Source organism: Methanotorris formicicus Mc-S-70, assembly GCF_000243455.1.
In the GTDB taxonomy this organism is placed as follows: Archaea; AGJL01; Methanococci; order Methanococcales; family Methanococcaceae; genus Methanotorris; species Methanotorris formicicus.
Genome location: NZ_AGJL01000051.1, coordinates 1 through 13,034 on the forward strand (window position 1 = coordinate 1; position 13,034 = coordinate 13,034).

At 33.1% G+C, this 13,034-nt stretch carries 12 protein-coding genes and 1 CRISPR repeat array; of the genes, 6 read left to right on the forward strand and 6 right to left on the reverse strand.

The annotated features are described in order from the left end of the window. Positions 1-930: 930 nt before the first annotated feature. Positions 931-1,797, reverse strand: a complete 867-nt coding sequence (locus METFODRAFT_RS07955; protein ID WP_007045073.1) for a ribose-phosphate diphosphokinase — start codon at positions 1,795-1,797, stop codon at positions 931-933. A 294-nt stretch (positions 1,798-2,091) separates the two neighbouring features. Between METFODRAFT_RS07955 and hycI the strand changes: the two genes are divergently transcribed. From hycI to fucA, 4 genes are all read left to right on the forward strand, one after another. Next, complete coding sequence (gene hycI / locus METFODRAFT_RS07960; RefSeq protein WP_007045074.1) at positions 2,092-2,616, forward strand: hydrogenase maturation peptidase HycI; 525 nt, start codon at positions 2,092-2,094, stop codon at positions 2,614-2,616. A gap of 88 nt (positions 2,617-2,704) precedes the next feature. Next, the gene (gene lonB / locus METFODRAFT_RS07965; RefSeq protein ID WP_007045075.1) at positions 2,705-4,630 is read left to right on the forward strand and encodes an ATP-dependent protease LonB; all 1,926 of its coding nucleotides are present in this window, start codon (positions 2,705-2,707) and stop codon (positions 4,628-4,630) included. Positions 4,631-4,658: 28 nt separating this feature from the next. After that, a complete protein-coding gene (locus METFODRAFT_RS07970) occupies positions 4,659-4,940 on the forward strand; it encodes a hypothetical protein (RefSeq protein ID WP_007045076.1) in 282 nt (93 codons plus the stop codon). Positions 4,941-4,944: 4 nt separating this feature from the next. Next, on the forward strand, positions 4,945-5,487 hold the full coding sequence (gene fucA / locus METFODRAFT_RS07975) for an L-fuculose phosphate aldolase (protein WP_007045077.1): 543 nt from the start codon (positions 4,945-4,947) through the stop codon (positions 5,485-5,487). Between the two features lie 2 nt (positions 5,488-5,489). On the opposite strand, the gene METFODRAFT_RS07980 is transcribed toward fucA, so the two are convergent. Further along, a complete protein-coding gene (locus METFODRAFT_RS07980) occupies positions 5,490-5,768 on the reverse strand; it encodes a UPF0147 family protein (protein ID WP_007045078.1) in 279 nt (92 codons plus the stop codon). 353 nt (positions 5,769-6,121) lie between these two features. On the opposite strand from METFODRAFT_RS07980, the gene METFODRAFT_RS10920 reads away from it, so the two are divergent. Both METFODRAFT_RS10920 and METFODRAFT_RS07985 read left to right on the forward strand, forming a co-directional pair. Then, positions 6,122-6,277 carry a hypothetical protein gene (locus METFODRAFT_RS10920; protein ID WP_007045079.1) on the forward strand — a complete coding sequence of 52 codons (156 nt, stop codon included), beginning with the start codon at positions 6,122-6,124 and terminating at the stop codon, positions 6,275-6,277. A gap of 137 nt (positions 6,278-6,414) precedes the next feature. Continuing rightward, positions 6,415-9,816: a DNA-directed DNA polymerase II large subunit gene (locus METFODRAFT_RS07985; protein ID WP_007045080.1), complete on the forward strand. Its 3,402-nt coding sequence runs from the start codon at positions 6,415-6,417 to the stop codon at positions 9,814-9,816. Positions 9,817-10,193: 377 nt separating this feature from the next. Further along, positions 10,194-11,588: direct repeats of the CRISPR family, unit length 30 nt; unit sequence GTTAAAATCAGACCCTAGGGGGATGGAAAC. A gap of 68 nt (positions 11,589-11,656) precedes the next feature. Here METFODRAFT_RS07985 and METFODRAFT_RS07990 read toward each other — a convergent pair. From METFODRAFT_RS07990 to METFODRAFT_RS08000, 4 genes are all read right to left on the reverse strand, one after another. Then, entirely contained in the window at positions 11,657-11,947 is a 291-nt protein-coding gene (locus METFODRAFT_RS07990; RefSeq protein ID WP_007045081.1) for a thermonuclease family protein, read from the reverse strand. 18 nt (positions 11,948-11,965) lie between these two features. Then, positions 11,966-12,322, reverse strand: a complete 357-nt coding sequence (locus tag METFODRAFT_RS07995) for a hypothetical protein (RefSeq protein WP_007045082.1) — start codon at positions 12,320-12,322, stop codon at positions 11,966-11,968. A 20-nt stretch (positions 12,323-12,342) separates the two neighbouring features. Continuing rightward, a complete protein-coding gene (locus METFODRAFT_RS10925) occupies positions 12,343-12,486 on the reverse strand; it encodes a hypothetical protein (protein ID WP_007045083.1) in 144 nt (47 codons plus the stop codon). 82 nt (positions 12,487-12,568) lie between these two features. Next, positions 12,569-12,781, reverse strand: coding sequence for an adenosylcobinamide-GDP ribazoletransferase (locus METFODRAFT_RS08000; protein ID WP_007045084.1), 213 nt, complete (start codon positions 12,779-12,781; stop codon positions 12,569-12,571). Between the last annotated feature and the right edge of the window lie 253 nt (positions 12,782-13,034).

Sequence of the window (13,034 nt, forward strand, 5' to 3'; positions counted from 1 at the left end):
CGATTTTAGATGTTGAGGGAAATTACCTAACGTCTGAAAAGAGCAATATTGGGTTTGTTAGGTTTATAGCAATGGTATCAAACTGTATAGAATATTTAAGCCACAAATATGGATTATCATTCTATGGAGTGATTAAAGAGTGCAGTAAAGAGCTAATAAAGAAAGGATTCTCGTAATCACACTGTCAGTTAAAAGTATTTTATATCCTCAATAAAACTCATCTGTTCTTTTTTTATCAAGTTTCCATCCTTGTTTTAATGGACTAAGATTTCAAACATTAAAGATAAAAAAGATATATTCATAAAACAATTGTTTCCATCCTTGTTTTAATGGACTACCGATTCAAACACTAAATATCCATAGCTATTTCCCCAACCTTTTCTTGGGTTTCCATCCTTGTTTTAATGGACTACCGATTCAAACAGTATATAGTAGTTAGGTCGTGGTCTTATACTTCGTTTCCATCCTTGTTTTAATGGACTACCGATTCAAACCCTTAACTTATTTCTTTTTTATTGTGAAAACTCATATATATACTTTTCTTTTTCAGCCCCATTTTTCTTACTGCTTAATTATTGAAACCTTTAAAAGAGTAAGAAAGATTGTGCAATTTCTTTTTAAATCAACTGCACAACCACGCTAATAAATCTTGATAATTAGACCTTATTTTATATTATCTAAAACCAATCTAAACTTAAAATATGCTAAATAAAAACAAACAACAAAAATATCTAAAAAATAACAAATTTCCATTAAAAAAATCAGTAATACTTTTCATGAATTTTCTAGTACTAAAATCCACAAACCCCTTTATAAAAGCAAGAAAAGTTAATTAAAAAAATTAATATAGATATTAAAAAAATAAGAGTCACTGTTAAGCGAAAAACAGTGCATTCCTTTGAATGAAACCTTTTTAAAGATTTTAAATAATTAACAACCATATTTCAACAATTTTGCAATAACGTCATCAACACTTACTTTACTTACTTCTGATAGGAAGGTGTTAGTTCCCACAACTTCATCAGATCCTCCTGTGTATAATTTATTTAACGCATCCCCAATCAAAACTGGATGAACACATGCAGCAATGATTTTCTTTGCCCCCTGCTCCTTCAATAATTTTATTGCTGTTGCCATTGTCCCTCCTGTTGAGATGATGTCATCAACTATAAGCACATCCCTACCCTCTGCATCCAAATTTTTAGGGGCTGTCTGTATTTCAGTTGGAGAGATTCTTGTTTTTTCTAAGTAATCATACTCGCAGTTCAATATTTCACTTGCTGTTTTTGCAAACTCGATAGCCCCCTTATCAGGAGCAAGAGCAATTGGGTTATTTAACTTATCCTTTACATATTCTGCTAATTTTGGAACTGCATCCCCATATATAAATGGTATTTTAAAGAATCTCTCAATATGTGTTTCGTGTGGATTTATTGTTATTAATCTATCGCATATACTTGAATAGATCCTTGCCAGTGCTCTAATACTTATTGGCTCCCCTTTGTTGAACTTTTTATCCTGCCTTGCATAAGCCAAATAAGGAGCAACAATAGTTATGCTATTTGCCCCTTCATCCCTCAAAGCATCACAAAGTAAGATTGTCTCAACAATCCCATCATTTTGGCTATTTTGAGTTTGAATTATAACAACATCCCCATACTTTACATCATCATGAACCCTAACATAAATCTCCCCATCTGGGAATTTCTTGCTCTCAACTCTTGCCAATTTTGAATTTGTTGCCTTTGCCACTCTAAATGCCAAATCCTGTGAGTTTGAGCCGGGAACTATTATCATGATTTCACCTTATTATTTCATCAGTTTTAAATTTTAAATAAGACATAATTTATTTTTCAATATTTAACGCAAACAACTATATTTGCTAAATACTATTACAATGGTATATAAACTTAAATGAAATTTTTAAAGTTTAGTAGGGTTTCATCAGTTTTATTAAAATATTGATTTTTTACTTTTTTGGTATTCTTTTTGTTTTTGACGGAGTCAATTAATATAACAAAAAATATTGAATAATCTATTAAATAAAACTATAAAATTATAAGAAGTGTAAAAAAATTTTTAGGTGTTGTGATGAAGGAGTTAGGTTTGAGAGAATTTTTAAAGGATTGTGAAAAATTGGTTATAATAGGAATAGGGAATGAAATGAAGGGTGATGATGGAGTTGGAATATATATTGTTAAAGAAATTGCCAAACGCTTTGGAAAGTATGGCAATGATGAGGTTATAAAAATCAATGAATATATCATCCTTTTAAACTGCGGAACTGTTCCAGAAAACTTTACAGATGTTTTAAAGAGAGAAAATCCCTCTCATATTATAATGATTGATGCTGCATTGATGAATGAAAAAATTGGGGAAATAAAGGTAATAAATCCAGAAGATATTGTAAATGTTGGATTTTCTACACATGCATTGCCATTATCGATTATTATTAAATACATTAAGAAATCTATAAATACCAAAATAATAGTAATAGGTATAGAACCAAAAATTATAGATTTTGACAAACCACTGTCTAATGAAATTAAGCATCGTGCAGACAATTTTATTGAATATTTGGTTAAAATAATCAACACTATTTTTGTTAGATGTTAAATCTTTAAAAAATTTACGCTTATTGATATGAGGAGAGGACAAGTAATAAAAAGTAAGGATTTTGCTCAATTTACTTAAGGTGGAACATATGGAAGTATTTTCAGTTAAGTTTAAGACTACAGAGGAATTGCCCGAACCTTCACCAAGATTGATAGATCAAGTTATTGGTCAAGATGAGGCAGTTAAGGTAGTGTTAAGTGCAGTTAAAAATAAAAGGCATGTCCTCCTTTTAGGGGACCCTGGAGTAGGAAAGTCAATGATAGTTAAGGCAGTTGGGGAAATATTGGAGGAGTTTGACAACTTTACACCATACACAATAATAGCAAAACCAAATTTAAAAAATCCGGAGAAGCCAATAGTAGAACTTATAGATGGGGAATACAAAGAAGATACCAAAGATGAAAAAATAAGCATCCCAACACAACCACCAAGTTTATTGACCCTATTTTTAATAATGATAGCATTTACCGTAATCTCATCATGGTTGTTGAGGGGATTGCCGGAAAGTAAAATGCTCGCTACCATAGCAATTGTGGCAATTGTGGGCTCTTTAATAGCATTTGTATCCATTTTCTTAGGGGTTCTTGGGGCAACAAAATCATCAATGCCAAATGCTGTAAATCCTGTTGATTTAAAACCAGTTATTTTATATGAATGCAAAAAAAGACCACTCGTAAGAGCAAGCGCTTATAACGTAACAAAATTACTTGGAGATGTTAAACACTGTCCTTTAGGTGGAAGACCACCACTTGGAACTCCTCCACACAAAAGAATAATCCTTGGGGCGATCCATGAGGCACATAAGGGAATTTTGTATGTTGATGAGATAAAAACCATGCCATTGGAAGTGCAGGATTATATCTTAACAGCCCTCCAAGATAAGCAACTTCAAATTAGTGGTAGAAACCCAAATTCAAGTGGAGCAACAGTTGAAACAAACCCAATACCGTGTGATTTTATCCTAATAATGTCTGGAAACATGGATGATGTCCATAACTTAAGAGCCCCATTATTGGATAGGATTGACTACAAGATTGTCTTAAAAAACAAAATGGATAACACCTTAGAAAACAGGGATAAGTTGTTGCAATTCATTATCCAAGAGATAAGGAACAACAACCTAAATCCAATGACCTATGAAGCATGCTGCGAAATCGTTAAACTTGCCCAATTGTTGGCTGGTTCAAGGGATAAATTAACATTGAGGCTGAGAAAGTTATCAAATATCATAAAGATGGCAAATGATATTGCTATTGGTAGGGATATAGAGGAGATTAAAAATAATGTGGAAGGGGAGGAATATAAGAACATTGAAAATAATGGAAAAAAGGTTTATATTACAGCGGAACATGTTAGAAAGATTATAGAAAGTGGAATTTACAGTATGTCAAAGCAAGTGGCATTAGAATATCTAAGAAACTTTAAGAGATACAAGCACATCGTTCCAAATGATGAGCCAAAGGTTGGAATTATCTATGGTCTTGCTGTTCTTGGGGAAGATGGATTGGGGGATGTAACAAAAATCATCACCCAAATAATAGATTCAAAGAGCCCTGCAACCCATCTCCTCAACATATCTGGGGATTTGGCAAAGCATTCTATAACCCTTGCATCTGCATTATCAAAGAAACTTGTTGCAGAAGGAAAATTGCCACTACCTAAGAAGGATATTGACCTAACATCAAAAGAGATATATATCCAATTCAGCCAATCATACTCAAAAATTGATGGAGATAGTGCAACAGCAGCAGCCTGCCTAAGCATCATCTCAGCATTATTGGAGATTCCATTGAAGCAGGACTTTGCTATAACGGGAAGTTTGGATTTGAGTGGAAACATTCTTGCAGTTGGTGGGATTAATGAGAAGGTAAATGCTGCAAAGGAATATGGATTTAAGAGAGTCATTATCCCCGAGGCAAACATGATTGATGTTATTGATACAGGAGGGATAGAGATAATTCCTGTTAGAACTCTCGATGAGTTGATACCTCTTGTATTTGATTTAAAAAAGTAATTTTTTATTATTTTTAAAAGTGGTTGTTATGGATGATGTTGAGGAGAGGTTAAATACATTAGGTAAAAAAATTTTAGAGATGGAGAAAAGGGTTGATGCAAAAATAAAAGAAAATGAAAAGAAAATAGACAAAAAAATATATGAGTTTTCCAAACAGAATTCCATGTTTTTACTTGCCATGTATGTAAAGATGCTCAATGAAATTGCAAAAGAATTAAAAAGGATAAGGTATTTTTTATTGTTATTAAATTTGGTGTTCTATTTGGCAATACTTGGGATTTTTGTGTATTTTGTCTTAAATCTTAGGTGATAGGATGGATTTTAAGTTGTTCGTTGATATATGCCACAAATTGTATGAAAGAAAGTATGTGGTTGGTAGTGGAGGGAATGTCTCAGTTAGGGAAGGAGATTTAATATATGCAACCCCAACTGGTTCCATTTTGGGATTTTTAAAAGAGGAAGATATAAGCGTTGTTAATATAGATGGGGAAGTAATAAAGGGGAAACCAACATCTGAGATAAATATGCATCTCAATCTATATAGAAAGAGGGATGATATAAATGCAATAATACATGCCCATTCGTTGTATTCAACTGCATTTTCAATTGCAAATAAAAAAATAGAACTTCTAACTCCAGAGGCTAAGATATTTTTAAAAGAGATTGGATATGTGGATTACTTTGAGGCAGGAAGTTTGGAACTTGCTGAGGAGGTTGCAAAAAGGGATGAAGATGTTATTATTTTAAAAAATCATGGTGTTGTTTGCTTGGGAAGTAGTTTAATAGATGCATATATAAAAATAGAGGTTCTTGAAGAAATTGCAAAATTAAATCTAATAGTAAATACATTAAAATAAATTTACTCATTTTTAACAGTTTCTAACTCACTTACAATACTCCAAATTTGAGTCCTTGTGTGTAAAGGCATGTTTGGGTCGTCACTTATATCATCTAAAATTTGGATTGCAGTTGCACTTTTAACAATTGGTTCCTCCCCTTCTTTTAAAATAGTTTCTTTTGCTTTTTCAGCAGCACCCCTTATGTTTCTTGGGACTGTTGTATCATTAATAATTTCATCCAACATCATAGCAATCTGTTGTAATTTCTCCTCAGGAGTTAATTTCTTTGGTGCAAACATCACTACCACCTCTCAACGTGTTTATGAAAAAATCTATATGCACCATACAGAAAATTTTGATACCTAAAAATCCACATCAAAATTTACACAACAACAAAATCAAAAAATCAAAACCAAAAATATTTGAAATTTTAGTTTTATATTAACCTCTACAATTTATATTATGTTAAGTTATATTTAAGTTTGTTGGTTGATTAAGTTGTTCTGCAAATATTTATGAGTAATTTCTTAAATTTGAATTAGAAGTGTTTAATAAGATATTAATCGTTTAATTGTAGAACGACATAGTCACCCGTAATTATTTTTTAATTGAATAACACTTAAATTAGATGTTTATTGTAGATGGTGGAAAAATGGAAGATTTTATTGGCAGTTTAATCATCCTTACTGTTCTTTGGTATTTAATTCCCTTAAATGTTAAAATTGAGATTGATGATAAGATTTATCATTTTCAAAAGAATTCAGGGGATTTGGGATTTAAACTTAAAACTAAGAAGATTGAGGATTGATTGTAATTTGTAGTGAATAAGTCTTATCTACAATAAATTCATACAATTAAATTAATAAATTAATTAATAACAAAAACACACAAATATGTAGTGGGTTATATTCATTACACAATCATCATTATAATCATGGGGATATTATGGTTCACGTTGCATGTTCTGAAAAAATGAGAAAATACTTTGACAATATTATAAATGAAGTTAAAAAAATTTATAAAATAGCGGAAGAATGTAGGAAGATGGGCTTAGACCCGGTAGATAAGGTTGAAATTCCATTAGCGAGTGATATGGCAGATAGGGTTGAGGGACTGGTTGGCCCAAAAGGTGTGGCAGAGAGAATTAGGGAATTGGTTAAAGAAATGGGTAAAGAGCCAGCGGCATTGGAAATTGCAAAGGAAATTGTGCAGGGGAAGTTTGGAAAATTTGATAGAGAGAAATTGGCAGAGCAGGCAGTGAGAACAGCGTTGGCAGTTTTAACAGAGGGTATTGTTGCTGCTCCGTTGGAAGGAATTGCACAAGTTAAGATAAAAAAGAACTCCGATGGAAGTGAATACCTCGCTCTTTATTTTGCAGGACCTATTAGAAGTGCAGGGGGAACTGCACAGGCATTGGCTGTTTTGGTTGGGGATTATGTTAGGAAGGCAATGGGATTAGACAGATACAAACCAACAGAAGATGAGATAGAGAGGTATTTGGAAGAGGTTGATTTATATCAATCAGAGGTTGGTAGTTTCCAGTATTCTCCAACCGCAGATGAGATAAGGACTGCAATAAAAAATATTTCAGTTGAGATTACTGGGGAAGCGACGGATGATGTTGAAGTTTCAGGACATAGGGATTTGCCAAGAGTAGAAACAAACCAATTAAGAGGAGGGGCGTTGTTAGTTTTAGTTGAGGGGGTTTTGTTAAAGGCACCAAAGATATTAAGGCACGTAGATAAGTTGGGTATTGAGGGATGGGAATGGTTGAAGGACTTAAAAGGAAAAAAAGAAGAGAAAAAAGAAGAGGAAGAAGAGGATGAGTTAAAAAGTGATGAAAATATTGAAGATGAAGAAGATAAGAAATATGATGACGTTGAAATTGAGGCAAACAAAAAGTTTATAAGCGAGGTTATTGCGGGAAGACCTGTTTTTGCCCACCCTTCAAAGGTTGGAGGATTTAGATTGAGGTATGGAAGGAGTAGGAATACTGGATTTGCAACAGATGGCTTTCATCCAGCATTGATGTATTTGGTTGATGAATTCATGGCTGTTGGAACTCAACTAAAGACTGAAAGACCTGGAAAGGCAACATGTGTGGTCCCAGTTGATAGCATAGAACCTCCTATAGTGAAACTTAAAGATGGGAGCGTTATTAGGGTAGATTCAATAGAAAAAGCAAAAGATATTAGAGGGGCAGTTGAGGAAATCTTATTCTTAGGGGATATTTTAGTTAATTATGGGGACTTTTTAGAGAACAACCATCCATTAATACCAAGTTGTTGGTGTGAGGAGTGGTATGAGAAGATTTTGATAGCAAATAATGTCCCATATAAGAAGGAATTCATAAAAAATCCAAATCCAATAGAGGCGGTGAAATTTGCCATAGAGACAAAAACTCCTCTCCACCCAAGATATACATACCATTGGCATGATGTTTCAAAGGAAGATATATTTTTACTTAGAAATTACCTTTTAGAAGGAAAAGAAGAAGAGATTGATGGAAAAAAGGTTTGGGTTGTGGATTTAGTTAGTGAGGAGCATAAAAAGGCAAAGAGGATTTTGGAGTTAATTGGTTGTTGCCATTTAGTTAGAAATAAGAAGGTTATTATTGGGGAGTATTACCCGTTGCTATATTCCTTAGGTTATGATGTGGAAAATAAAAAAGATTTGGTTGAAAGTGTTGAGGAATTATTAAATAAGGCAAAAAATAGCATGCATTTCATTAATTTACTGTCTCCATTTGAGATTAGGAGAAACACCTATATCTATGTTGGGGCGAGGATGGGAAGACCAGAGAAGGCAGCAGCAAGAAAGATGAAGCCCCCAGTCAATGGTCTCTTTCCAATAGGTAATGCGGGGGGACAGGTGAGGTTAATAAATAAGGCAGTTGAAGAGGGGAATACTGATGATATTGATGTCTCTTATGCAATATGTCCAAAATGCAGGAAAATAAGTTTATACAAAACATGCCCATTCTGTGGGACAAGAGTGGAATTTAAAGGTCCAGAAAGAATAAAAGCCCCAATAAAAGATTATTGGTATAAGGCATTGGAGAGATTAAAAATAAACAAGCCTGGAGATGTTAAGTGTATTAAAGGGATGACTTCAAAGGAGAAAATTGTAGAACCATTGGAAAAAGCAATTCTAAGGGCAATGAATAATGTATATGTGTTTAAAGATGGGACTACAAGATTTGACTGCACGGATGTTCCAATAACCCATTTCAAACCAAATGAGGTAAACGTAAGTGTTGAGAAGTTAAAGGAGTTGGGATATGATAAAGACATCCATGGAAATCCTTTGGTTGATGGAGAGCAAGTTGTTGAATTAAAACCTCAAGATGTAATTTTGCCTGAGAAGTGTGCAGAGTATTTTATAAATGTTGCAAACTTTGTTGATGATTTGTTGGAGAAGTTCTATAAAAAAGAGAGATTCTATAATGTGAAGAAGAAGGAGGATTTAATTGGACATTTGGTTATAGGAATGGCTCCACACACCTCTGCAGGAATGGTTGGTAGGATTATTGGTTATTGTAAGGCAAATGTTGGTTATGCTCATCCCTATTTCCACGCATCAAAGAGAAGAAACTGTGACGGCGACGAAGATGCTTTATTCTTGCTTTTAGACGCATTTTTGAACTTCTCCAAGAAATTCCTCCCAGATAAAAGAGGGGGGCAGATGGATGCTCCACTTGTATTGACAACCATATTAGACCCAAAGGAGGTTGATGGGGAAGTTCACAACATGGATACTATGTGGGAATATCCATTGGAGTTTTATGAAAAAACCCTTGAAATGCCATCCCCAAAAGAAGTCAAGGAGTTTATGGAAACTGTTGAGGATAGATTAGGAAAGCCAGAGCAATATGAGGGAATTGGCTATACTCACGAAACAGATAGAATAGATAATGGCCCATTAGTTTGTGCATATAAAACATTGGGTTCAATGCTTGAGAAAACAGAGGCACAGTTAAGTGTTGCTAAAAGGATTAGGGCAACAGATGAGAGAGATGTTGCTGAGAAGGTTATCCAATCCCACTTCATTCCTGATTTAATTGGAAATTTAAGGGCATTTTCAAGGCAAGGGGTTAGGTGCAAGTGTGGGGCAAAGTATAGGAGAGTTCCATTGAAGGGCGTTTGTACGAAGTGTGGAAGCAACTTGATATTAACCGTTTCAAAAGGTGCAGTGGAGAAGTATATGGAAGTTTCTCAAAAAATGGCAGAGAAGTATAATGCAAACGACTACATAAAACAAAGATTGACATTGATTAAAGAAGGTATTGATTCATTATTTGAAAATGATAAGAAAAAGCAGGTTAAGATAAGTGATTTCTTTAAATAATTTAACTTTATACATCTCTTGCTAAAAGTTTTTATTTTTTTATTTAATTTATTTTTAAAGGGTTATTTTTTGATTTTGTAGATTTTTATCGAATTTCGAAGGTCAGTCTATTTTAAAGAATTTGAGTATTTAGTTTTATGAATTTATTGAGATTTTTGGATTTAGGGAATTGGTAATAATTATTTTAGATTTTCCCCAATAGGTAAAAAATATTTTAAAATTTAAAAAGATTTTAGATGTTTAATTCGAATTTAAACGATTTTTAGAGAAGTGCGGAGGTATATAAATGAACGCTGTTAATACCCCTTCGAAGATCAAGGTCTCGAAAAGGAGTAAGTAGAAAAGTTTATATAGGAAAAAGAGCAAAATTTTATCCTGTTAAAATCAGACCCTAGGGGGATGGAAACGAAATAACAGAAGGACAACAGGGATTTGAAAACATTGAGTTAAAATCAGACCCTAGGGGGATGGAAACTCAAGGAAATGTTTTAGCAATAAATTCAACAACTGTAAAGTTAAAATCAGACCCTAGGGGGATGGAAACGAGATAAAAGAATGGTTGGATAAATTTAAAATTGAGAGGTTAAAATCAGACCCTAGGGGGATGGAAACAAAAAAGCCATAAAGCAAGCAATGCAAAAATAAAACCTGTTAAAATCAGACCCTAGGGGGATGGAAACATCTGACATACACATCACATAACATTTTGTTTTTTTTGACAGTTAAAATCAGACCCTAGGGGGATGGAAACATAAACTTTGAGAAGTATAAGTATATTTGGGTTAAGGTTGATGGTTAAAATCAGACCCTAGGGGGATGGAAACATCTCTTTCTCTTCGTCTATCTCATAACTATCAAATACTGTTAAAATCAGACCCTAGGGGGATGGAAACTATAATCTTTTTTAATTAATGTTCCATCTTCAAGGTAGAAATGTTAAAATCAGACCCTAGGGGGATGGAAACGAAATAACAGAAGGACAACAGGGATTTGAAAACATTGTTAAAATCAGACCCTAGGGGGATGGAAACTACGAATTTCCCCACCCTTTATGAATTAAAATGCAGGTTAAAATCAGACCCTAGGGGGATGGAAACGATTAATATGAAGTATTGAGAAGTCACTAAACAGTAAGTTAAAATCAGACCCTAGGGGGATGGAAACATTTTTTATAGCAAATCCGTTATAATCCCTTTCCAAAGTTAAAATCAGACCCTAGGGGGATGGAAACTCGTACTCTCTCAATAATTTTATAAATTCTCCAACACGTTAAAATCAGACCCTAGGGGGATGGAAACCAAGTTTTTTTATAAGTTAATTTTATCAGGGCAAAAGTTAAAATCAGACCCTAGGGGGATGGAAACACTCTTTTAAAATCACCATATCCATTTAATAAATTTAGTTAAAATCAGACCCTAGGGGGATGGAAACTTTCTAAGTGGGATAGGAACTCTATAATGTGTTAATGTTAAAATCAGACCCTAGGGGGATGGAAACCTTAAAAACAGGTTTTTTAATCTATTAAAAAGCATACTTGTTAAAATCAGACCCTAGGGGGATGGAAACATCAAATTCAACAAGATACTTATTATCCCCAATATATTGTTAAAATCAGACCCTAGGGGGATGGAAACCTCTATCTATCCCATATCCTTGAATTAATTCAAATAGTTAAAATCAGACCCTAGGGGGATGGAAACTAAATTCATCAGTTGCATCTATGAATGCTTTTGCATCAAATAGTTAAAATCAGACCCTAGGGGGATGGAAACATTCTTTTATTAAAACTAAAAGAACAGGAAAGAAGAGTTATTTTTTTCTGTATGTTTCAGGTATATTTTCAAAATTGTAGATATGGATGGTTTCGGTTCAATGGGTTATTTTTTCTGTATGTTTCAGGTGTATCAACTCCCAACAACCTAATCTTCCATAATTCTCCATTAACGTTCACATAAACAGTGTCTCCATCCACAACTTTAACGACCTTTCCATAATAATGTTCATGAGTATTTACAAAATTAGAGGTATCTGAATTACTGTCATGAAAATTATTATTATGGAGTTCAATACATCCTCCTAAAAAAACAAAAATAAGCAACATTAATATTATTGAATATATTTTAGGTTTCATACTTCCTCCAAATGGTATTTAGTTTAATCTTTTTAAAGCAATTATTTGGATTGTTATTAAAGTTAGAATTATTGCCCCTAATGGAATTGGTGCTTTTATTGTATTTCCACCACCGTTATTGTAGTTTCCATTAGATTTTGGTATATAATCAACTGTTATTTTAATTGAGTCGATTCTGATAGCCTCTCCTTGTTTATCAATGAATATAGTAACTGAGTTATCACTTAAATATTTTGTAGCATTCTCTCCATCAATGGTGATAATGGTAGTTGTGACAATATTATTCCCTACTTCTAATACTCCTACATCTTCACCATCTATCTTAACAATATTATTATCATAATCCACATCATAAGCTTTAATTTCTACAGTCATGTTTTGAATATCTATCTCATTTATATCAAAAGTGGAAAATTAAATGTTACATTAATATCCTTATAGCCTACATAGTCATTAGGGTCTGTGAAATTCTCCCAAATTTCCCCATATACCACTCCAATAAAGCTCAAAAAAATTAAGGCAATTAATATTTTCTTCATAAATACCCCCCACAATATTTACACCCATAATATTATTTTTTTCAAACCATATATTTAACCTTATTTTTGAAATTCAAAATACTTAAATTAATAAAAATATATTAATCGATACTATAATTGCTATTAAAACAACAGTCCTTGTTATCTCATTTGAAGCTCCCAAAATATCTCCATTAACTCCACCAAAATGCTTTTTAGCTATTTTAGCCATGCATAAACCAGTAATTATTGCTGTTATTATAGCTATTATAACAATTTTCTTCCCAATGTCATCAAATATCGTTAAAATCAGCATAGTGGGATGGAAACTCTTTCAGATGGGATTTTGCACATTGTATTGCTTTTTGTTAAGTTAAAATCAGACCCCTGGAGATGGAAACCTGCTACCACCGTTGACATCATTAATAGTACTGATAGTGTGATTTAACAATATTAACTTTAAAACCAAAAAATAGAAATATGTAGTACTTAAATAACTCGTTAAAAAACGGTGCATCTCCTATGCTAGCAGCACTTAATAATATACTCACTAATTCTATAAATAGTTT